This window comes from Aeromonas lusitana (assembly GCF_002812985.1).
In the GTDB taxonomy this organism is placed as follows: domain Bacteria; phylum Pseudomonadota; class Gammaproteobacteria; order Enterobacterales; family Aeromonadaceae; genus Aeromonas; species Aeromonas lusitana.
Map to the genome: position 1 here is coordinate 23,325 of NZ_PGCP01000015.1, position 22,216 is coordinate 45,540.

A 22,216-nucleotide genomic window follows, 5' to 3' on the forward strand; every position below is an offset into this window, starting at 1 on the left:
CGCCTTTTACTTGCGTTCCTGGTACATGGCACGTGGAGCGGGGATCGGGTAGTGCTTTTCCTCATAGGCTTCAACCAGTCTTGCCAATAAGTTCAGCTCGTCACTCTCTGGGGTGCCTGCTGGAGCATCAAACAGAAGTTCTATGCGGGCCAGCGCGGCCTCATAGTCGGCATCGTTTCTGATGGCTGTAATGCTCATTTCATGTAACAGACCTGTAGCAAGGGGGTCTTTCGAGATAATGGCGAGGATAGGGTCATGGTCACAAGTATTTTTCCAGACAGTATCTTGTAATTGCTCGAACGATTTTTTGTCAGAGATGTACCGCGGTGCTGTATCCATCAATTGGTAGCAGTAGACATGTAGTTGGTTGCTCAAAGCAATCAGAATGTGCTGTTCCCAGAACTGTGGTCCTTGGCCGGTTTGCAAGTTATCCGACATAGCGACCAGATAGTTTTCAGGCAGGTAATCCGTGAAAACACGATCCGCAACACAACTAATTACCAACTTGTACGCAGGGTCGGGAGTACGCCAAACCAACAACTGAATAAGGGGTTTCGCACCGAGTACAGGGTCGTTCAGAAGAACGATCAGTTGACTGTAGTAGAGAACTCGTTTTGCGTAATGGTCTACCAAAGCAAGCTCGAAAATCTGCCCACCAACATCTGCAGTAGTCTTTAGCTGCTCGAATCTGACAAGTTGTATGTTGGGAGGCAGCAGGCATCCAATCTGATTCCCCAACTCAACCGGAGCACTGTTCATTACATCTAAGTACAGTTGAGCGTTCTCACCATCGTAGGCAAGGTTGTTCGTGCTCTTGGGTCGTAGATGAACGAGTCTATTCTGCATAACCTGGGTTGGCCATTCTGAGGTGTCTTAATCGAGATTATCCTGCTTCACCTTGAGGCGCAAACCTAGCTCCCTGCTGGGATTTCAGTTCTTGCCACGAATGATGGTTTTGTCTCAATTATTTGAGAAAAATCTCATCTATTTCCAAAAATGACAGCCACCGCCCACCAGGGCCACGGCGGAGGCGCTGTGATGGGGCGTACGGTAGGGCCTGTGGTGCCAGCGACCGGCGCGCGGGGTCAGGCCGCCGATGGAGTGGATGGCGGCGGTCTGCTGCGCCTCCTGTTCGCTCAGCGGTGGCAATATGCCGGGCAAGCGGCTCGCCAGCATGCTCTTGCCGGTGCCGGGCGGCCCGATGAACAGCAGGTTGTGGCTGCCGGCGGCGGCGATCTCCAGCGCCCGCTTGGCCTGGGACTGGCCGATCACATCCTGCAGATCCGGGATATCGGGCAAGATCTCCGTGTTCTGGAGCTCGGGCAGGGGCAGCTCGTACTGGCCTGCCAGCCAGGCGGTGACCGCCAGCAGCTGGTGGGCGGTGCGCACCTCGGCATCCTGGATCAGGGAGGCCTCGGGGCCATTCTCCCGTGGTACCAGCAGGGTACGGCCCGCATCCCGGCAGGCGAGCACGGCGGGCAGCACCCCGAGCACGGGGCGGATCTCGCCGGTCAGGGCCAATTCTCCTAAAAATTCGTGATCGAGCAGGTATTTTGCCGGTATCTGCTTGGAAGCGGCGAGAATGCCGATGGCGATGGCCAGATCGAAGCGACCTCCCTCCTTGGGCAGATCGGCGGGGGCCAGGTTGACCGTGATGTGCTTGGAGGGAAATTCGAAGTTGCCGTTGAGCAGGGCGCTGCGCACCCTATCCCGGGACTCCTTCACCGAGGTTTCCGGCAGCCCCACCATGTTGAAGGCGGGCAGGCCGTTGGAGAGATGCACCTCCACCGTGACTTGCGGCGCCGCGATCCCCAGGCTGGCACGGCTATAAACCACAGCTAATGACATAAATCCCGTCCTTGGTTTGATGTATATGCTGGTTAACCGTTTTTTATTAGTTTTTTGTTCCGCGCTGCTGGCTACGGATCAGTCAAAAGCAGAGTCTTGTCATGTAAAAAACGCTTGCCCAATAAAAATCACCGTGCTAGTTCTAATAGCCATTCGCGGTGCAAATCGCCCCATTTCACAGGATTTCCGGTTGTAACTATGAACATGGCCTCCCGTTTCGTCAGCATTATTGTGGTCCTAGTGGTGATTATTATCTCACCGCTCGGGGCTCGTTTAGCTGCACGGAACAAGGGATAGACCCACCACCGGACAGAACGAAAACAAGCGACCCCCGAGCCTCACGGCCCGGGGGTTTTTTTTCGACCAAAGGACAGGACTTTCCACATGAACGGCGCGCAGTATTTGGTACAGGCTCTCAAGAAACAGGGTGTGACCCAGGTGTTTGGTTACCCGGGCGGGGCCATCATGCCGGTCTACGACGCCCTGTATGACGGCGGCCTGGCCCATCAGCTCTGCCGCCACGAGCAGGGGGCCGCCATGGCCGCCGTGGGTTATGCTCGTGCCTCCGGTCAGGTGGGGGTCTGCATCGCTACCTCGGGCCCCGGTGCCACCAACCTGGTGACCGGACTGGCGGAGGCGCTGCTCGATTCCGTACCCCTGGTGGCCATCAGCGGTCAGGTGCCCTGTGCCGCCGTGGGCACGGATGCCTTCCAGGAGGTCGACGTGCTCGGCATGTCCCTCTCCTGCACCAAGCACTCCTTCATGGTAACGGACGCAGCCGAGCTGGGGCAGGTGTTGGCAGAAGCCTTCGCCATCGCTACCTCGGGCCGTCCCGGTCCCGTGCTCATCGATTTTCCCAAGGATATCCAGCTGGCCGCCGTGCCCAAGCAGAGTCCGCTGTTCGCGGTGGAGGAGTTGGATGCCCTGAATCCGGCCGAGATCAACGCCGCCCGCGCCCTGCTCAGGGCCGCCGAGCGCCCGGTGCTCTACGTTGGCGGCGGTGTGGGCATGGCCAATGCGGAGGCTGAGCTGCGCGGCTTCGCCGCCGCCACCGGTATGCCGGCGGTCACCACCCTCAAGGGCATAGGGGCGCTGGATCCCGACAGCCCCATCTATCTGGGCATGCTCGGCATGCACGGTACCAAGGCCGCGAACTACGCGGTGCAGCAGTGCGATCTGTTGCTGGTGGTGGGGGCTCGTTTCGATGATCGGGTGACCGGCAAGCTGGACGAGTTCGCCCCCCACGCCAAGGTCATCCATCTGGACGTAGACGCCGCCGAGTTCGGCAAACGCCGCGCCGCCGAGGTGGGTATCACCACGGATCTGACCCTGGTGCTGCCGGCGCTCGCCATGAGCCTCGACATAACCCCCTGGCGCGAGCACTGCGCCGCCATGGCCCGGGAATATGCGTTTCGCTACGACCATCCCGGTCAGCCCATCTATGCCCCGGCCCTGCTCAAAGAGCTTTCTTCTCGTCTGCCAGAGAGCAGCGTGGTGGCCTGCGACGTGGGTCAGCATCAGATGTGGGTGGCCCAGCACATGCGCTTCACCAGCCCGCGCAATCACCTCTCCAGCGCCGGTCTCGGTACCATGGGCTTCGGTCTGCCCGCCGCCATCGGCGCCAAGATGTCGCGCCTGGAGGATGAAGTGGTGCTGGTGAGCGGTGATGGCTCCTTCATGATGAACGTGCAGGAACTCGGCACCATTCGCCGTGCCCAACTCAAGGTGAAGATGGTACTGCTGGACAATCAGCGCCTCGGCATGGTGCGCCAGTGGCAGGAGCTGTTCTTCGACGGCCGCTACAGCGAGACCATCCTCTCCGACAACCCCGATTTTGTCGCCCTGGCCGCCGCCTTTGGCATCCCGGGCGAGACCATCACATGCAAGGAGCAGATAGCCGGTGCCCTCGGCCGCCTGCTGGCGAGCGAGAGCGCCTACCTGCTGCATGTGGCGATTTCAGAGGAAGAAAATGTCTGGCCCCTGGTACCCCCAGGAGTCGCCAACCACAAGATGATGGAGCAACGCCCATGAGTCAGCACAGTCAGCACCAGCACACTTTGCATATACATGCCCAGCCCAGACCCGAAGTGATGGAGCGGGTGCTGCGGGTGGTACGCCACCGCGGCTTCGCCCTCAATGCCCTGCACATGGAGCAGGATTGCCAACAGCTGCGGATCACGGTTACTGTCGAGTCGGAGCGTCCCATCCAGCAGTTGTGGAGCCAGCTGAATAAGCTGGTGGACGTCTCCCGGGTCGATGCACTGGAACAGCCATCCCGGATCAGCGCTTAAGGAGCAAAGCCAATGTCACAGCCTTCCCAATCCGCCACTCAGCCGCAATACATCTGGTTCAACGGCAAGATGGTGCCCTGGCAGGATGCCCAGGTCCACGTCATGAGCCATGCCCTGCACTACGGCTCCTCCGTGTTCGAAGGGGTCCGCGCCTACGACACCCCCAAAGGCACCTGCATCTTCCGTCTGCAGGAGCACACCCGCCGCCTGTTCGACTCCGCCAAGATCTACTGGATGGACGTGCCCTATGGCGAGGCCGAGGTGAACGAGGCCTGCCGCGCCGTGGTGCGTGAGAACGGTCTGAAGAGCGGTTATCTGCGCCCCCTGGCCTTTATCGGTAACGTGGGGCTGGGACTGCACCCGCCGCTCGATGCCAAGGCCGATCTCATGATCGCCGCCGTTCCCTGGGGCGCCTACCTCGGGGAGGAGGGGCTGAAAAACGGGGTGGATGTGTGCGTCACCTCCTGGAATCGACTCGCACCGAACACCATACCCACCGGCGCCAAGGCGGGCGGCAACTATCTGTCGTCCCAGCTCATCAGCCGGGAGGCCAAGCGCAACGGCTTCGCCGAGGGGCTGGCGCTGGACGTGAACGGCTACCTGAGCGAGGGGGCGGGGGAGAACCTGTTCCTGGTGAAGAACGGCGTGCTGTTCACCCCGCCCGCCACCGCCGCCATCCTGCCCGGTATTACCCGCGACACCATAATGACGCTGGCCAGAGACTTGGGTTACGAGGTGCGCGAGCAGGCGCTGCCCCGTGAGGCGCTGTATGTGGCGGACGAGATCTTTATGACCGGCACCGCCGCCGAGGTGACCCCGGTGCGCTCCGTGGATCGGATGCAGGTCGGCGCCGGCAGCCGCGGTCCCGTGACCGAGCGGCTGCAGAATGCCTTCTTCGGCCTGTTCAACGGCCAGACCGAGGACAAGTGGGGCTGGCTGACCCCGGTCAGGGATTGATGAGCACGGGGAGGCCAGGCCTCCCCGAGTCGCCTCTGCTCAGTGGCGCCGGCGCGCATTGAGCAGAGTCGATTGCCGACTCGCGAGTCACATTCATGTTTCAAAGATAATGAGCCCCATGGGCATTCAGGGAGTAGAGACAATGCCGAAGTTGAGATCCGCCACCACCACCCACGGACGTAACATGGCCGGGGCCCGCGCGCTCTGGCGTGCCACCGGCATGACCGATCAGGATTTCGGCAAGCCCATCATCGCCGTGGTCAACTCCTTCACCCAGTTCGTACCCGGTCACGTGCACCTCAAGGATCTGGGCCAGCTGGTGGCTCGCGAAATTGAAGCCGCCGGTGGGGTGGCCAAGGAGTTCAACACAATAGCCGTGGATGACGGCATCGCCATGGGCCATGGCGGCATGCTCTATTCCCTGCCGTCCCGGGAGCTCATCGCCGACTCCGTGGAGTACATGGTCAACGCCCACTGCGCCGACGCCATGGTCTGCATCTCCAACTGCGACAAGATCACCCCCGGGATGCTGATGGCTGCCCTGCGCATCAATATCCCGGTGATCTTCGTCTCCGGCGGCCCCATGGAGGCAGGCAAGACCAAGCTGTCGGATCAGATCATCAAGCTGGATCTGGTGGACGCCATGATCCAGGGGGCCGATCCCAAGGTCTCCGACGCCCAGAGTGATCAGATAGAGCGCAGCGCCTGTCCCACCTGTGGCTCCTGCTCCGGCATGTTCACCGCCAACTCCATGAACTGCCTGACCGAGGCCCTCGGCCTCTCCCAGCCGGGCAACGGCTCCATGTTGGCGACCCATGCGGATCGGGAGCAGCTGTTCAAGCTGGCGGGTCAGCGCATCGTGGCTCTGGCCAATCGCTACTACCAGCAGGATGACGAGAGCGCCCTGCCGCGCAACATCGCCACCAAGGCGGCGTTCGAGAACGCCATGGCGCTGGACATCGCCATGGGCGGTTCCACCAATACTGTGCTGCACCTGTTGGCGGCGGCCCAGGAGGCCGGGGTGGACTTCACCATGGCCGACATCGACCGCATGTCCCGCAGGGTGCCCCAGCTGTGCAAGGTGGCCCCTTCCACCCAGAAGTACCACATGGAAGACGTGCACCGCGCCGGTGGCGTGGTTGCCATCCTGGGCCAGTTGGAGAAGGCCGGTCTGGTGCACGGGGACACCCGCAACGTGCTGGGCACCTCCCTGGTCGAGCTGCTGGCGCAATACGACGTGAGCCGCTGCGACGACAAGGCGGTGCACGATTTCTACCGCGCCGGTCCGGCGGGCATCCGCACCACCAAGGCGTTCAGCCAGAATTGCCGCTGGCCCGAGCTGGATCTGGACCGCGCCGAGGGTTGCATCCGCTCGCTCGACAACGCCTACAGCCTGGAAGGGGGCCTGGCCGTGCTGTCCGGCAACCTGGCCCTCAACGGTGCCATCGTCAAGACCGCCGGGGTGGATGAAGAGAACCTCTGCTTCCGTGGACCGGCCCGGGTGTTCGAGAGCCAGGACACCGCAGTGGCCGGCATCCTGGACGGCACAGTCCAGGCCGGTGAAGTCGTGGTGATCCGTTACGAAGGGCCAAAGGGCGGCCCCGGCATGCAGGAGATGCTCTACCCCACCACCTATCTGAAATCCATGGGGCTCGGCAAGGCCTGTGCGCTTATCACCGACGGCCGCTTCTCCGGCGGCACCTCGGGGCTGTCCATCGGGCACGTCTCCCCTGAGGCGGCTTCCGGCGGCACCATAGGTCTGGTGGAAGATGGCGACATCATCAACATCAACATCCCGGCCCGCAGCATGGTGCTGGAAGTGGCCGACAGCGTGCTGGCCACCCGCCGCGCCGCCGTCGATGCCCGAGGCTGGAAGCCGCTCAATCGTCAGCGTCAAGTCTCCTACGCCCTGCGCGCCTACGCCATGCTGGCCACCAGTGCCGACAAGGGCGCGGTGCGCGACTTAAGCAAGCTGGAGGAGTGATGATGAACTCTTCGGTAAATTATCAGCACAAGATGCTGCTTGGTGAGTTTTGTGAAGATAAAGGTTCTGTAAAAAGCCTAAGCAAGCGGGAGGGATAACCATGGTCTCTGCGGCGGATTATCTACGCAAGGTGTTGCTCTCCCCCGTCTATGAGGCGGCGCGGGTGACACCGCTGCAAACCCTCAAAAAATTGTCCGAGCGGCTCGGTAACCAGGTCAGCCTGAAGCGGGAAGATCTGCAACCGGTCCACTCCTTCAAGCTGCGGGGGGCCTATCACAAGATCGCGACCTTGAGCACCGAGCAGAAGGCACGCGGCGTGGTGGCGGCATCCGCCGGCAACCACGCCCAGGGGGTCGCCCTGTCGGCGGCCAAGCTCGGCATCAAGGCCATCATAGTGATGCCCACCACCACCCCGGACATCAAGATCGATGCGGTGCGCCGCCAGGGCGGCAATGTGCTGCTGTTTGGCAACAGCTTCGACGAGGCCTATGCGGAGAGCCGGCGTCTCGCCGAGACCGAGGGTTACACCCTGATACCGCCGTTTGACGACGTCGAGGTGATCGCGGGCCAGGGCACCATAGGCAAGGAGCTGCTGGAGCAGGATACCCACCTCACCCACGTGTTCGTACCTGTGGGGGGCGGCGGTCTGGCCGCCGGGGTGGCGGTCTACATCAAGCAGCTGCTGCCGGACGTCAAGGTGATCGGGGTGGAGGCGGAAGGCTCCGCCTGCCTCAAGGCCGCGCTGGCGGCCGGTGAGCCGGTCAACCTGGATCGGGTCTCTCTGTTTGCGGACGGGGTGGCAGTCAAGCGCATCGGTGAGGAGACCTTCCGCCTGTGTAACCAGTATCTGGACGAGGTAGTGACCGTCTCCAACGACCAGATCTGCGCCGCGCTCAAAGACATCTTCGATGACTGCCGCGCCATCGCCGAGCCGTCCGGAGCCTTGTCGCTGGCGGGGCTCAAGGCTTACAGCGAGCGCGAACAGATCAAGGGGGGCCGGATGGCTGCCATCTTGTCCGGCGCCAACGTCAACTTCCACAGCCTGCGTTACGTGTCGGAGCGCTGCGAGATAGGCGAGAAGCGCGAGGGTATGCTGGCGGTGACCATCCCGGAGCGCAAGGGGGCCTTCCTCGACTTCTGTCGCCAGCTTGGGCCCCGCATGGTGACCGAGTTCAACTACCGCTACGCCGATGCGGCCCAGGCCTCCCTGTTCGTGTCGGTGCGTCTCACCGGTGGCGACGAGGAGCTCGGCCAGATCCAGCAGCAGCTGGAGGGCAACGGCTACCCAGTAGTCAACATGACCGAGAGCGAGCTCGCCAAGAATCACGTGCGTTACATGATTGGCGGCCGCCCGGCGCGGCCCCTCGGCGAGCGGCTCTACAGCTTCAAGTTCCCGGAGCAACCGGGCGCCCTGATGCGCTTCCTGGAGACCCTGGGCTGTCGCTGGAACATCAGCCTGTTCCACTACCGCAACCACGGCGCCGACTATGGTCGTGTGCTGTGCGCGTTCGAGCTGCCGGACGAGGACGTGGCCGCCTTCCACGACTATTTGCACGAGATTGGCTACGGCTGGAAGGAGGTGAGTGAGGATCCCGCCTACAGGTTGTTCCTGGCAAGCTAGAGTCGGAGGGACTGAACGCCTAGCCCTGATCCACGACCGGAGAGCCTAGCTCTCCGGTTTTTTATGGTGCGTTGCACGAGGTCGGCGATGGTTGGCAGGAGATGAGCGAGGATCCCATCTACACGGTTGTTCCTGGCGAGCTAGACTAGGTTGCTGGCAACCGTCTGAAAACGAAGGGCTTTGCCCTTCGTTTTTTATGGGCGGTACGGGGAAGGGGTGGCATCTGTCGATAATGTCGCCAACATCACACTCCTGAGTCCCTGGTCATTTGAGGCTGGTAATAGATGGGATAATCTGGATGCGGGGCTTGGGTTCAGGGCCCCGTCAGGGAAGAGAGACGCCTGGGGCGTCATAACAATTCATTGCAGGGGCTCATCATGACCAAATCTATGCTCGCCGTCCTCATCGGCGGCCTGATGGCTACGGGGGCGGTGCAGGCCGCCGCCCAGGACAACACCTGGTACGTCGGCGGCAAGGCTGGCTGGTCCAATTATTACGGGGTGGATTACGACTCCCAGATCGAGAATATGCTGGATGCCGCCAGGGTGAACGAGAACAGCGACGATCTGGGGCTGGGCGCCTTCGCGGGTTATCAGGTCAACCGCAACCTGGCGGTCGAACTGGGCTATGACTGGCTCGGCAAGTACAAGGTCGATAGGCACTACGCGGCCAACGGCATAGATTCCGGGCTGGAGGGCAAAGCCAAGGCCCAGATGGTGCAGGCCACCATGCGGATCATCTTGCCCGCGACCTCGGCCCTGGACATCTATGGCCGGCTGGGGGGCGCTTATGCCTGGACCGACAGCTCCATCAACGCCTGGTACAACGATGGCCTCAACGCCCTGTCGGAGTCAAACAGCGGCAACTACCATGGCGCCGCCTTTGTCGGTGCGCTCGGGGTGGAATACGCCATCGACAAGGACTGGGCCGCCCGCCTCGAGTACCAATACACCACCCCGCTTGGCAAGACCTCGCCCGGGGAGTCCGGCATAGAGATGGACAACGGCCTGCTGTCGGTCGGCATGCTCTATCGCTTCGGCCAGATCGGTGACGAACCTGTGGCGCCGACCCCGGCCCCTGAGCCCGCGCCGGCTCCCGTGCTGGTGGAGAAGCAGTTCAGCCTGGATTCCGACGTGCTGTTCGAGTTCAACAAGGCCACCCTGAAACCGGCCGCGAGCCAGGCCCTCGATAACCTGTTCGCCCAGATCCTGGCCGCCAATCCGAAGGATGGAGTCGCGACCGTGATCGGTCACACCGACCGTCTGGGGTCCGATGCCTACAACCAGTCCCTGTCAGAGCAGCGCGCCCGCACCGTGGCCGATTACCTGGTCGCCAAGGGGCTGTTCCCCGACAAGGTGCAGGCTGAGGGACGCGGGGAGTCATCGCCGGTGACCGGTGGCAGCTGCCCGGACGGCGCCAAGGCCCAGATGATCGCCTGCCTGGCCCCGGATCGCCGGGTCGAGGTGCGACTGACCGGGGTCTCCCAGGCCGCCGAATAAGCGGGTGCAGTCATGGGGTAAACACAACGAGGGGGCCAAGGCCCCCTCGTTGTTTTCGGGCGCTCCCCCTCATCCCCAACCCTTCTCCCGCGAAGGGAGAAGGGAGCAAACACGCCATGACGGGTGTTTGCTATCGCTAGTTCAGCTCAGTGGGGTCGATATCCAGGCTCCAGCGCACCTTCTTGGTCTCAGGCCAGGCGTCCAGCTCCTTGACCACCCAATCCAGCAGCTGCGCGAGCGGGGGGCGGTTCGGGCCCTGCACCAGCAACTGCATGCGGAACTTGCCCGCCTTGCGCTCCATGAAACCGCTGATGGGGCCGAGCACCTGTACCTGGGGATAGTGGGCGCTACGCAGGGTATCGGCGAGGCGGCCGAGGAATAGCTGCACCTCGTCGCGGCCGTTGGCCTCGGCCCGGAACAGCCCCTGATAACTGAACGGGGGCAGCCCCAGCAGGCGACGCTCTTTGAGCGCCGTGTCGGCGAAGTGGCCATAGCCGTTCTGGGTCAGATCCTGCAGCAGGGCGTGCTCCGGGTGATGGCTCTGCAGCACCACCAGACCGGGTTTGCTGGCGCGCCCGGCGCGGCCAGCGACCTGGGTGTAGAGCTGGGCCAGCTTCTCTGCGGCGCGAAAATCGGCGGAAAACAGAGCCCCGTCCACGTCCAGCAGGCCCACTAGCGTCACGTCCGGGAAGTGGTGGCCCTTGGCCAGCATCTGGGTGCCGATCAGGATCTTGTACTTGCCCGCCTTGATGTCGCCGAGATGGGTCTCCAGCTCCCCCTTGCGGCGGGTGTTGTCCCTGTCGATACGCACCACAGGATATTGCGGAAAAATGGTAGTAAGCAGTTGTTCCAGCTGTTCCGTGCCCACACCGGAGCCGATCAGTTCGTTGCTGCCACAGGAGGGGCAGTGATGGGGCAGGGGTCGGACGCTGTCGCAGTGGTGGCAGTGCAGTCGCCGTCCGGCCTGATGCCAGGTGTACCAGGCATCGCAGCGTTCACAGGCGGCGCTCCAGCCACACTGGTGGCAGATGAGGGCCGGAGCATAGCCGCGACGATTGAGGAACAGCATCACCTGGTTGCCCGCAGCCAGATGTTCGGCCATCAGCTGCTCCAACTGGGGGGATAACCCGGCCTGCAGCCGCACGTTCTTGATGTCCAGGATCACCTGGCGGGCGGTCTGGGCATTGCCGGCGCGCCTCGTCAGGTGCAGGTGGTGATACTTGCCGCTGCGGGCGTTGTGCAAGGTCTCCAGGGAGGGAGTCGCCGAGCCGAGCAGTATGGGGATGCCGGCACGATGGGCCCGCATCACGGCGAGATCCCGGGCGTGGTAGCGGAAGCCGTCCTGCTGCTTGAAGGAGCCGTCGTGCTCCTCGTCGATGATGATGATGCCGAGATCCTTGAACGGGGTGAACACGGCGGAGCGGGTGCCGATCAGGATGGCGGCGCCCCCGTCGCGGCAGGCGAGCCAGGCATCGAGCCGCTCCCTGTCGTTCATGGCGGAGTTCATGGCCACCACGGGCACCTGGAAGCGGCGGCGGAAGCGATTGATGGTCTGGGGCGTGAGGCCGATCTCCGGCACCATCACCAGGGCCTGCTTGCCCGCCTTGAGCAGGGGCTCGAGGATGCTCAAATAGACTTCCGTCTTGCCCGAGCCCGTGATGCCATCCAGCAGGAAGGCGCCGAACCTGTCGCTCTGGCTGGTGACGGCGGCCACCGCCAGCGCCTGCTCGCCGTTCAGGCGCAGCCCCTCGCCCGCGTCAAAATGAGTCGTCCAGTCCCCTTGCACGCTCGGCTCCAGGCTGCGCTTCTCCAGCAGCCCCTTCTTCTCCAGGGCGGTGAGGGCCGTGCCCTGGATCTCCTCCAGCTTGAGTGCGGAGGGGGTCTGCGGCCCCTTGCGCAGGAAGGCGAGGGCCTGCTGCTGTTTGGCGGCGCGCTTGAGTTCGTTGAGATCGACTTCCATCCCGGCGTCTGTGGCGAACCAGAACTCCAGCTCCCGGTAGGCGGCGGGCTCCCCCTTGCGCACCAGCACCGGCAGGGCGTGAGGCAGTACCTCTCCCAGCGGATGCTGGTAGTAGTTGGCGCTCCAGGCCATCAGGGCCAGGATATCCGGGCCGAGCACGGGTTCGTCGTCCAGCACCCTCTTCAAGGGCTTCAACTTGTTGCGCGGTACCTGGCTCTCGGTGGGATGGGCCACCACCAGGCCGACCAGGGTCTGGGGGCCGAAGGGGATCTCGACCCGGCAGCCGGGCGCAGGCAAGGGCAGGGGAGCGAGATAGTCGAAGTGACGGCGCAAGGGCACCGGGACAGCGACACGAATCAGATCAAGGGTTTGGGAAGAATTCACCAGAGGTTGCCTATTTTTTCTGCGAAGCCACTTGCCTGAACTCAGGCATTTCCTATATTATTCGCAGCCTTTGAAACTGTGTTCAACAATCGTGTGGTGTCCGACAACAGATCGGATGGCGACACGGCCTATAATCGAGGTTGTCCATGAAAGCTGGTATCCATCCTGACTACGTAGCCATCACCTGCAAGTGCTCTTGCGGTAACGTCATCAATACCTTCTCTACCCTGGGTAAAGATCTGAACCTGGACGTGTGCTCCGAGTGCCACCCGTTCTATACCGGCAAGCAGAAAGAAGTTTCTAGCGGCGGCCGCGTAGACAAGTTCAACAAGCGTTTCGGTGGTCTGACTGCCAAGAAGTAATCTTACTTCTAAAGAATTCTGAAAAAGGCGCCCATCGGGCGCCTTTTTTATTGCGCGGCGTTCTGTATTGCGGCGCTTTGCCCTATGGTGGGACTCTCCCTTCTCCCCTTGCGGGAGAAGGGGTGGGTATGAGGGGGTGGTAAATGGAAAAGACAGGGAGGGTGCGGATGCGAAATTGTCTGGTGATGGGGGCGGCTGGCTACCACATGGTTTCTTATCTGGTGCCCTCTTTTCCGATAGTGGGCACCTCATGCCTGGTTCGGACAACACAGGGAAAATGCCGATGAGAAACTGTCTGGTGATGGGAGCGGCTGGCTACATAGGTTCTTACCTGGTGCCTCATCTGCAAGGCTTGGGTTATCGGGTGATCGCCGGGGCGCGCCGTCCCTGTCGTCTGCCGGAGGGAGTCGAGTTTCGCCTCGCCGACAGCCTCAAGCCCATCACCCTGCTGCCCGCCCTGGCCGGGGTGGATACCGTCTTCTACCTGGTACACGCCATGGGGGCCGGCGCCGGTTTCCACCGGCTGGAGCAGCAGGGGGTGAAAAACTTCGCCGCCGCCGCCCGTGCCGCCGGGGTGCGCCGCATCATCTATCTCGGCGCCATCCAGCCGAGCCCCTGCAACAGTCGCCACCTCAACTCCCGCCGCCACTGTGGCGAGTTGTTTCGCGAGGCGGGGGTACCCACGGTGGAACTGAGAGCCGGCATCATCATAGGGCCCGGCTCCGCCGCCTTCGAGGTGATGCGGGATCTGGTGTTCAACCTGCCGCTGATGGTCACCCCCAGGTGGGTACGCTCGCGCACTCCGCCCATCGCGCTCTCCAACCTGTTGCACTATCTGGTCGGGCTGGTGGAGGCCGAAGGGGTGGATGGCCAGGTGTTCAATGCCGCCGGCCCCGATCTGCTCAGCTACCAGCAGCAACTGCAGAAGTTCGCCGCCCATATCGGCAAGCGTTGTCCCATCATACCCATCCCCTTCCTGAGCCCCCGCCTGTCGGCCTGGTGGCTGCAGTTCGCGACCTCTGTGCCCCAGCCCGTGGCCAAGGCGCTGGTGGGGGGGCTCAAGCACGATATCCCGGCGGACGATGGCCCGCTGCGGGCTCTCTTGCCCCAGCCCCTGCTCAGCTTCGACGAGGCGCTGAGCGAGAGCCTGGCGCTGGAGCAGAAGCTCGGTGCCGAGCAGCAGGGGGAGGAGACACCGCTGGGCCTGCGCTGGCGCCATCCCGAGTACGGATTCTACGATCGCACCGCCAGCGGCGAGGCCATGTGTCTCGCCTCTACGGACGTGGTGTGGCAGGTGCTGCAGCAGCTCGGCGGCGAGCAGCGCTACTTCTACATGAACGAGCTCTGGGTGGTGCGCGAATGGATGGATCACCTGATCGGCGGCCCGGCCCTGACCCGGGGGCGCACCAATCCGGCGCGCTTCGTGAAGGGGGACATGCTGGACTCCTGGCAGATCCTCGGGGTGGAGGAGGGCCGCAGGCTGGATCTCTTGTTCAACATGAAGGCCCCCGGGGTGGGGCGGCTGGAGTTCAATATCCTGCCGGAAGAGTCCGGCCTGACCCGGCTCAAGGTGACGGCCCACTGGCACCCGCAAGGGGCCTGGGGGCTGGCCTACTGGCTCGCCATGTTGCCGTTCCATCTGTTCATCTTCCAGGGCATGACGGAGGCGATCGCCCGTCAGGCGGAGCAGAGGGCCGGCATTCCCGTGATGGATTGAAACCATATCTATAACTAATTAGGTATTAGTGGCTGGTGTGACGTGCTGATAACTGGCTCATCAGCAGAATATGGCGATACTTTCTGCTGTGAAAGCCCGATGGTTTTCTTTATGATCCCCAGCCCTCGCCACTGGCGGGGTTGCACCACACCATTCACTTCCGTATCGGGGTTCCCCATGTCCGATCTGCGTCAAGAAGCGCTCGATTACCACGCCCATCCCATTCCCGGCAAGATTGCCATCGCCCTCACCAAGTCCGCCGAGACCGCCCACGATCTGGCGCTGGCCTACAGTCCAGGGGTCGCCGAGCCTGTGCGCGAGATAGCCGCGAATCCGGACGACGCCTACTGCTATACCGGCAAGGGCAATCTGGTGGCCGTCATCTCCAACGGCACCGCCATCCTGGGGCTGGGCAATCTGGGTCCGCTGGCCTCCAAGCCGGTGATGGAGGGCAAGGCCCTGCTGTTCAAGCGCTTTGCCGGCATCGACGCCATCGACATCGAAGTGAAACACGAGACCAGTGCCCAGTTCATCGACACTGTGGCGGCCATCGCCGACACCTTCGGCGGCATCAATCTGGAAGACATCAAGGCGCCGGAGTGCTTCGAGATAGAGCAGGCGCTGATCGAGCGCTGCGACATCCCGGTATTCCACGATGACCAGCACGGCACCGCCATCGTCACCGCCGCCGGCCTGCTCAACGCCCTGGAGGTGCAGGGCAAGCGCATCGAGCAGAGCCGCATCGTCTGCATGGGCGCCGGCGCCGCCGCCACCGCCTGCATGGATCTGCTGATCAAGTGTGGCGCCGCGCCGCAGCATATCTTCATGCTGGACCGCCAGGGGGTGATCCACACCGGCCGCACCGACTTGAACCAGTACAAGCAGCGCTTCGCCAACGATACTCCGCTGCGCACCCTGATGGATGTCATCGAGGGGGCTGACGTGTTTGTCGGCGTCTCGGGCCCGGACGTGTTGCCCCCCGAGGCGGTGGCCCTGATGGCGCCGCACCCGGTGATCTTCGCCTGCTCCAACCCGGATCCCGAGATCAAGCCCGCCCTGGCCCACGCCGTGCGGGGCGACCTCATCATGGGCACGGGTCGCTCGGACTACCCGAACCAGATTAACAACGTCATCTGCTTCCCCTTCATCTTCCGTGGCGCCCTGGATGCCCGTGCCAGCCGCATCAACGATGCCATGAAGGTGGCGGCGGTGGAGGCCATCCGTGGTCTGGTGAAAGAACCCGTGCCCGCCGAGGTGCTGACCGCCGCCGGGGTGAGCGAGCTGCACTTTGGCAAGGATTACGTCATTCCCAAGCCGATGGATGCCCGCCTGTTGCCACGGGTGGCCCGCGCCGTGGCGCAGGCTGCGGTGGACTCCGGGGTGGCCCGGGTCGCACTGCCTGTCGGTTATATGCAGGACTGAGAGCAAGGGCTCTGCCACGCTCATGACAAAAGGGGCCCCGCGATGGGGCCCCTTTTCATGGGGAGCTTGGCGAATGATCAGGCGCTTTTCGGCGTTGCCTTCTTGGTGGTGGGTGCAGCCTTGGCGTGGGTGGCCTTGTGGTGCTTCTTCACGACCTTGGTCTGGGTGGTCTGGTGCGCGGCACCCTTGGTCGGGGTGGCGGCCATGGTGAAGCCGGAGGTGAGGGCGAAGACGGCGGCCAGGCTCAGGGGGATCAGCTTGTTCATATTCCAGTTCCTTGTGCGAGTTGATGGTATGGAGCGTTTCTCCATGACTTCATCCTAGGGCAGGGGCAGGTTCGCTTCAGTGAGCGGCTGGTGACGGTTTGTATCCAGATGTACGACCCTTGCCGGCGCCTGGGAGTGAAAACGACAAAGGGGCCCGAGGGGCCCCTTTTCACGAACACGTACGACTTACTTGGTCTTGGGTGCGACTTTCACGGCTGGCGCGGTATGGGCTGCCTTGTGATGTTTTTTCACTACTTTGGTCTGGGTGGCCTGGGGAGCGGCGGCCTTGGTCGGGGTGGCAGCCATGGTGAAGCCGGAGGTCAGGGCGAAGACAGCGGCCAGGCTCAGGGGGATCAGCTTGTTCATATTCCAGTTCCTCATTCGGGTTGATGGTATGGAGTGATTCTCCATGCCTTCATCCTAGGGCCGCGCCGGGTTTGCTTCAGTGAGTGGCTGGTGACGGTTTGTATCCAGATGTACGGGCAGCAAGAGGCCGAAGCGGGCCCCCGCTTCGCTCTGCAGGAGTTGCACCTCGCCGCCATGGTGGCGGGCTATGCTGCGCACTATGGCGAGCCCGAGCCCGGCCCCGCCGGTGCGCCTGTCACGGCTCTGATCCAGGCGCACGAAGGGCTCGAAGATCTGGGGGGCCAGCGCCGGGTCTATGCCGGGGCCGTCGTCGCTCACCACCAACAGATAGTGCTCCTGCTGCTGCTCCATGCACAGGGTCACCCGACTGACGGCGTGACGCTGGGCGTTGCCGATGAGGTTCTCCAGCGCTCGCTCCAGCAACCTGGCGTCGCCGCGCCAGGGCAGGGGGCTGGCGGGGGGAAGGAACTCGAGTTGTTTCTCCGGCCGCAGCGCCTGCCAGTCGGCCAGGTGTTCCGCCGCCCAGCCGCCCAGCTCCAGATCGCTGCACTGCAGCGGCAGCTCGGGGCGATCGAGTCTGGCATAGGTGAGCATCTCCTCGATAAGGGCATCCAGTGCGCCTAGGTCGCGCTCCAGCCCCTGCCGGTCGGCCTCGGCTGGTGGCGGCTCCAGCATGGCGAGCCGGTAGCGCAACCTGACCAGGGGGGTGCGCAGCTCGTGAGCGATGGCATCGGTCAGCTGTTTGCGGCTCGCCAGCATGGCCTGCAACTGCTCGGCCATCAGATCGAAGGTGCGACCGACTCTGGCCAGGCTGCTGCCAGGGGGCAGGCCGGTGCGGCTGGAGAGATCCCCATCACCGACCCGGCGCGCCGTCTGCTCGAGTTGTTGCAGGCCGCGCCAGTGAGGCCTCAGCCAGAGCAGGATCGGCAGACCAAGGGAGAGACCGATGAGCAACAGCAGACCCACATCGACCCAGTGCAGCTCGTGCAGATAGGAAAGGTAGGGCACGGGGCCGACGATCAGTACCTGTTCCGTGCCTGGGATGCGCTGCAGGAAAGTATCATCCTCCTCGACGATGACGATGTTACCCGCCTCGAGGAAGGTCTGATCATCCCGGGCCAGGGGCTGGCTGCTGAGCACCCCGGTCTGCAACGGCAGGTTGAGTTGGCGGCTCTGCTCCCCCATGCGATCGGGCCAGCGCTCCGGCGGCAGGCGTGCCAGTTCGCCGGTGAGCAGGCCGAGGGAGCCTTGCATCATGTGCTCCAGGTAGCGATCCCCCGCCCGCTCGGCACTGACCTGATAGACCAGGCCGATCAGCAGGATGGCGAGGCCAAAACAGCCGATCAGCAGCAGGTAGAACTGGATAAACAGGCGACGCATGGCGACTCTCTCCGTGATCTTTGCATGGGCCGCCCGCGTGTGACGGGGCAGCCGGCGGCGCGCTTATTCCCAGGCGTGGGTCACCAGCAGATAGCCTTTCTGGCGCACCGTCTTGATCCGGGTGGGGTTGCTGGTGTCATCCCCGAGCTTGCGGCGCAGGCGGGAGATGGCCACGTCCATGCTGCGATCCTGACCGTCATAGTCGCGGCCACGCAGGCTGCGAAACAGCGCTTCCCGCCCCAGGATATGGCCGGCGTGGCAGGCGAGCTCCCACAAGAGATCGAAGTCGGCGGTGGAGAGGGGAATGCTGCTGCCGTCGAGGCGCACGTCCCGCGCCGGGCCGTCGATCTGCAAGCGGCCAAATTGCAGACGCTGGGGCGGCGGGCTCGGCTGAGTTGTCTGGGACGCCTGTCCCTGCTGGCGGAACTGGACTCGCAGCCGGGCCAGCAGCACGGAAGGGGGCGTGGTCTTGAGGATGTAGTCGTTGGCGCCGAGCTCCAGACTCAGGATCTGGTTCATGTCGCTGTCCAGCGACGTCAGCATGACGATGGGGCCGGCGAAGCGCGGGCGCAGATCTCGGCACAGGGAGAGGCCGTCCTGACCCGGCAGCATGATGTCGAGCAGCACCAGATCCGGCTGCTCGGCCTCGACTCGGGCCAGCGCCCTGTCTCCCCGGGTTTCCAGCAGGACTTCCATATCGTGGCGGCCGAGCCAGCTGCTGATGAGCTGGCCAATTTCGGGATCATCTTCAACAAAGAGAACGCGTGGCATGGTGGCGTGACACCCAGGCAATGGCGCGAATGCGCGTGCCGCCAGCATAGCGGCTCCCGTTGCCACATGCACAGGGATAAATAATCGGACAGGGCCCTTGGGCCCTGTCGTCATACTGGTGTGGATAGCGGTGGGATCAGCCTGCCTTGCGGCGCTGTTCTGCCTCACTGGAGCACTTCACTCCCTTCTCCCCTGGCGGGAGAAGGGTTGGGGATGAGGGGAGAGGTTAGCCCACCTTGCGCTTCAAATAGACCCCGGCTTCCATATGGTGGGTCCAGGGGAACTGGTCGAACAGGGCGAAGCGGGCGATCTCGTGAGTCTCGCCGAGCACCGCCATATTCGCCTGCAGGGTGTCCGGGTTGCAGGAGATGTAGAGGATGTTGTCGTACTCCTGCACCAGCTTGACGGTGGCATCGTCCAGGCCCGCACGGGGCGGGTCCACGAAGATGGTGTTGCACTGGTAGCTCTGCAAGTCGACGCCCTTGAGGCGGTTGAACTCCCGCTCGCCACGCATCGCCAGGGTAAACTCCTCGGCGGACATGCGCAGTATGATGAGGTTGTCCACGCCGTTGGCGGCGATGTTGTACTGGGCGGAGTCCACGCTCGGCTTGGCGATCTCGGTGGCCAGCACCTTGCGGAAGTTCTGGGCCAGGGCGATGGAGAAGTTGCCGTTGCCGCAGTAGAGCTCCAGCAGATCCCCCTCGCTCCCCTTGGTCACGTCCAGTGCCCAGCCCAGCATCTGTTCGTTGATGGCGGCGTTGGGTTGGGTGAAGCTGTTCTCCACCTGCTTGTAGACCAACTCACGCCCCTGCACATTCAAGCGCTCGATGACGAACTCTTCCGTCAGGCAGATCTTCTGCTTGTGGGCACGGCCGATGAGCCGCAGATCGAAGCCTTGGGCCTGTAGCTCGGCCTGCAGCAGCTCGGCGGCTGGCTGCCACTCGGCTTCCAGGCGGCGATGATAGAGCAGGCTGACACAGATCTGGCCGGACTGGGTGGAGAGGTAATCGACCTGGAACAGCTTCTTGCGCAGCACGGGGTGTGGGCGCAGCCCCTCGATCAGCTTGGGCATCAGGGCGTTGATGAGCAGGCTGGCGGTGGGGAACTGGTCGACCCGGATGATCTCCTTGGTGGCCGGGGCATACATGCAGTGGAAGAGATCATCCCCCTCGTGCCAGATGCGAAACTCGGCGCGCATCCGGTAGTGCTCGGCGGGGGAGGCATGCACCTCCAGGGCGGGCGGATTGCAACCGGCGAACAGCTCGGTGAGGCGGGCGCGCTTCTCGTCGAGCTGGGCCTGATAATCGGCGGCGGACCGCTGGGCCTGAGTGTCGGTGGAAGCTGGCTGTGATTGCGTCATGGGTACCTCGCATGCACCGGGCAGAGCCGGGTAAAAACCGGGGGAAGGCCTTGGCCAACCAAAGGGGCAAGATTGTAAGAGGCCGCCGCAGATTCTCCAAGTTTTTATGGTCAAGAAGTGTCCAGTCGGGCCGATAACCGATCCACCACTATTGGCGGGAGGAAGAAAGATGCAGATCGATGGCATGGGCGCGGCCCAACCCAAGGGAGTGGGTGCCTCCCCCAAGGCAACCCAGGCGGCCCAGAACAAGCCGGCGGAGGAGGGGGATCAGGTCTCCCTCAACCAGCCGCCGAAATGGGCCCAGCGGCTGATTGAGCAGGCCCTGCAGTTCGCCCTGGAGATCAATGGCCAGCACTATCAGGCCCCCAAGAGCCAGGAGTTCAAGCTGGATCCACCGGAGGCGATCACCCCGGACACCCTGTTCGACTACCAGTCGGTCGCGGACAACGTGCTGCAATTCGTCACCGGACGGCTGGGGGCGGCGCGGGCGGACGGCAAGAGCGACGACCAGCTGGCCGAGATGCTGGCCCAGGCCCGCAAGGGGGTGGACATGGGCTTTGGCGGCGCCAGAGAGCAGCTCGGCAGCTGGGCGGACAACGAAGACATCAAGACCGGCATGGATCAGAGCTACAAGTTGATCCAGAACGGGCTGGAGTCCTTCGAGAAGGAGTTCTTCGGCGAGGTGTCAAGCACTGAGCTGGGGGCGGCCGAGATGGCCAGCCGCCAGCAGAGCTCACTCGAAATCGAGACCCGGGACGGGGACAAGGTGATACTGCGCTTTCGCGACAGCTGGCAGTTCAAATCCCGTGGGGAGGAGGGCGGCAGCCAGTTCAGCCTGAAATCGAGTCAGAGCTTCGACTTCTCCCTGGAGGGGAACCTGAACGCCGATGAGATGGACTCGATAGGCAGGCTGGTGAAGGGGCTGGACGAGCTGGCGGGCAACTTCTTCGGCGGGGATGACAAGACGCTGGCGGACAAGTTGAACGGCCTGCAGCTGGACGACAGCCAGCTGGCCTCTTATTCCCTCAAGCTCAGGCAGTCCACCAAGCTGAGCCAGGCCTATCAGGGCTCTCACTCGCTGCAGGAGAGCCTGAAACCCCTGGCGGACTATCTGCCGAGGCTGGGCCAGTTGCAGCAGCAGGCCGATACCCTGTTGCCCCCATCGCAGCAGCAGGCGCTGACGCCGGCCGTGTTGGCGGCGCGAGGTCAGAGCGATGCCCAGGGCGCCGGCTTTATGGGTTTCAACCAACGGATGCTGGAGGCCGCCCGGCTGCTCGGCCAGGTCTGACACCAAACCATGACTTGAGCGGTTTGCCAGCCCCTCATCGGGCTGGCACACTGCCCTTTTCCCTGACCAGATGCGGCCATGAACCCCAAGAAGCCAAGAGACAAGCGCGAGCTCTGCTACCCCTTCATCTTCGAGACCCAGTTCCAGTGCGACTACGAGATCGCCACCGACGAGCTCTGCTGCCAGGTGGGGGCCGTGCTCGCTGCGCTGCCCGCCGAGGCCGAGACCCGCGAGATGGCGGCGGATCTGGCGACCCTGCAGCGGCTTATCTACAACCTGAACGGCTCGGTGCGCGGCAGGCTCGGTATCTTCGAGGAAGACCTGGACTGGCTGAAGGGGCGGTATGATCACTACAACGAGGCGAGTCGCGGCCGGGTGACCGGCTTCGTGCTGCCCCAGGGGCCCCAGCCCATCCCCACATTGCATCTGTGTCGCTGCGGCAGCAAGAAGGTGGTGCGGCTGCTGGTGCGCCTCGAGGAGAGCGGGGTGCGTTTCGATCCCATCCTCTACCGCTTCGCGAACCTGCTGGCGAACTTCTTCTTCGTGCTGACCGTCTTCCTCAAGCTGCATTGGGACGTGCCGGAAGTGCCCTATATCAGCATCAACTACTGATTTAGGTGGTTGTAGTGGGCTGTTATGGAAGCTCATTCACGTAAAGTAGTGTTATTGCGTAGTGAAACAAGAATGAGGCAGCATGCGTCACTGCCGGCGATGCACAATAAAAAAACCGGAGCCCAGGC

18 protein-coding genes and 1 pseudogene are annotated in these 22,216 nt (G+C 63.2%); 11 read left to right on the forward strand and 8 right to left on the reverse strand.

The features are described from left to right. Positions 1 to 6 precede the first annotated feature (6 nt). Together CUC44_RS21155 and CUC44_RS10565 are read right to left on the reverse strand one after the other, a co-directional pair. On the reverse strand, positions 7 to 759 hold the full coding sequence (locus tag CUC44_RS21155) for a helix-turn-helix domain-containing protein (RefSeq protein ID WP_208621057.1): 753 nt from the start codon (positions 757 to 759) through the stop codon (positions 7 to 9). Between the two features lie 237 nt (positions 760 to 996). Further along, a pseudogene (locus CUC44_RS10565) lies at positions 997 to 1,848 on the reverse strand (YifB family Mg chelatase-like AAA ATPase); the annotation flags it as partial. 384 nt (positions 1,849 to 2,232) lie between these two features. Between CUC44_RS10565 and ilvG the strand changes: the two are divergent. The 6 genes from ilvG (at position 2,233) to ompA (ending at position 10,200) form a co-directional block, all read left to right on the forward strand. After that, entirely contained in the window at positions 2,233 to 3,879 is a 1,647-nt protein-coding gene (gene ilvG, locus CUC44_RS10575; protein ID WP_100859920.1) for an acetolactate synthase 2 catalytic subunit, read from the forward strand. Beyond that, the gene (ilvM, locus tag CUC44_RS10580) at positions 3,876 to 4,139 is read left to right on the forward strand and encodes an acetolactate synthase 2 small subunit (RefSeq protein ID WP_100859921.1); all 264 of its coding nucleotides are present in this window, start codon (positions 3,876 to 3,878) and stop codon (positions 4,137 to 4,139) included. The genes ilvG and ilvM overlap by 4 nt, the downstream gene beginning before the upstream one ends. Before the next feature lie 12 nt (positions 4,140 to 4,151). Further along, on the forward strand, positions 4,152 to 5,096 hold the full coding sequence (locus CUC44_RS10585; RefSeq protein WP_100859922.1) for a branched-chain amino acid transaminase: 945 nt from the start codon (positions 4,152 to 4,154) through the stop codon (positions 5,094 to 5,096). 142 nt (positions 5,097 to 5,238) lie between these two features. After that, complete coding sequence (gene ilvD / locus CUC44_RS10590; RefSeq protein ID WP_100859923.1) at positions 5,239 to 7,080, forward strand: dihydroxy-acid dehydratase; 1,842 nt, start codon at positions 5,239 to 5,241, stop codon at positions 7,078 to 7,080. Between the two features lie 100 nt (positions 7,081 to 7,180). After that, positions 7,181 to 8,701 (forward strand): threonine ammonia-lyase, biosynthetic, encoded by a 1,521-nt coding sequence (gene ilvA, locus CUC44_RS10595; protein WP_100859924.1) that lies wholly within the window; start codon positions 7,181 to 7,183, stop codon positions 8,699 to 8,701. Between the two features lie 377 nt (positions 8,702 to 9,078). Beyond that, a complete protein-coding gene (gene ompA, locus CUC44_RS10600) occupies positions 9,079 to 10,200 on the forward strand; it encodes a porin OmpA (RefSeq protein ID WP_100860047.1) in 1,122 nt (373 codons plus the stop codon). A gap of 136 nt (positions 10,201 to 10,336) precedes the next feature. On the opposite strand, the gene priA is transcribed toward ompA, so the two are convergent. Then, on the reverse strand, positions 10,337 to 12,544 hold the full coding sequence (gene priA, locus CUC44_RS10605; protein WP_100859925.1) for a primosomal protein N': 2,208 nt from the start codon (positions 12,542 to 12,544) through the stop codon (positions 10,337 to 10,339). Between the two features lie 146 nt (positions 12,545 to 12,690). Between priA and rpmE the strand changes: the two genes are divergently transcribed. The 3 genes from rpmE (at position 12,691) to CUC44_RS10620 (ending at position 16,045) form a co-directional block, all read left to right on the forward strand. Further along, the gene (gene rpmE, locus CUC44_RS10610; RefSeq protein WP_100859926.1) at positions 12,691 to 12,906 is read left to right on the forward strand and encodes a 50S ribosomal protein L31; all 216 of its coding nucleotides are present in this window, start codon (positions 12,691 to 12,693) and stop codon (positions 12,904 to 12,906) included. A 283-nt stretch (positions 12,907 to 13,189) separates the two neighbouring features. After that, a complete protein-coding gene (locus CUC44_RS10615; protein ID WP_100859927.1) occupies positions 13,190 to 14,623 on the forward strand; it encodes a DUF2867 domain-containing protein in 1,434 nt (477 codons plus the stop codon). A gap of 177 nt (positions 14,624 to 14,800) precedes the next feature. Further along, a complete protein-coding gene (locus CUC44_RS10620; RefSeq protein ID WP_100859928.1) occupies positions 14,801 to 16,045 on the forward strand; it encodes a malic enzyme-like NAD(P)-binding protein in 1,245 nt (414 codons plus the stop codon). A gap of 77 nt (positions 16,046 to 16,122) precedes the next feature. Here the strand turns inward: CUC44_RS10620 and CUC44_RS10625 are convergent, their stop codons facing one another. The 5 genes from CUC44_RS10625 to trmA form a co-directional block, all read right to left on the reverse strand. Further along, a complete protein-coding gene (locus CUC44_RS10625; protein ID WP_167388864.1) occupies positions 16,123 to 16,311 on the reverse strand; it encodes a hypothetical protein in 189 nt (62 codons plus the stop codon). Between the two features lie 186 nt (positions 16,312 to 16,497). Beyond that, on the reverse strand, positions 16,498 to 16,677 hold the full coding sequence (locus CUC44_RS10630) for a hypothetical protein (protein WP_167388865.1): 180 nt from the start codon (positions 16,675 to 16,677) through the stop codon (positions 16,498 to 16,500). A 54-nt stretch (positions 16,678 to 16,731) separates the two neighbouring features. Beyond that, on the reverse strand, positions 16,732 to 18,057 hold the full coding sequence (gene rstB / locus CUC44_RS10635) for a two-component system sensor histidine kinase RstB (protein ID WP_100859931.1): 1,326 nt from the start codon (positions 18,055 to 18,057) through the stop codon (positions 16,732 to 16,734). 63 nt (positions 18,058 to 18,120) lie between these two features. Further along, positions 18,121 to 18,828 carry a two-component system response regulator RstA gene (rstA, locus tag CUC44_RS10640; protein ID WP_167388866.1) on the reverse strand — a complete coding sequence of 236 codons (708 nt, stop codon included), beginning with the start codon at positions 18,826 to 18,828 and terminating at the stop codon, positions 18,121 to 18,123. A 226-nt stretch (positions 18,829 to 19,054) separates the two neighbouring features. After that, the gene (trmA, locus tag CUC44_RS10645) at positions 19,055 to 20,188 is read right to left on the reverse strand and encodes a tRNA (uridine(54)-C5)-methyltransferase TrmA (protein ID WP_100859933.1); all 1,134 of its coding nucleotides are present in this window, start codon (positions 20,186 to 20,188) and stop codon (positions 19,055 to 19,057) included. Positions 20,189 to 20,357: 169 nt separating this feature from the next. Here trmA and CUC44_RS10650 point away from each other — a divergent pair, with 169 nt between their 5' ends. Both CUC44_RS10650 and CUC44_RS10655 read left to right on the forward strand, forming a co-directional pair. Then, positions 20,358 to 21,476: a DUF5610 domain-containing protein gene (locus CUC44_RS10650; RefSeq protein ID WP_100859934.1), complete on the forward strand. Its 1,119-nt coding sequence runs from the start codon at positions 20,358 to 20,360 to the stop codon at positions 21,474 to 21,476. A gap of 78 nt (positions 21,477 to 21,554) precedes the next feature. After that, positions 21,555 to 22,088, forward strand: a complete 534-nt coding sequence (locus CUC44_RS10655) for an ATP--cob(I)alamin adenosyltransferase (RefSeq protein ID WP_100859935.1) — start codon at positions 21,555 to 21,557, stop codon at positions 22,086 to 22,088. Positions 22,089 to 22,216: the final 128 nt, after the last annotated feature.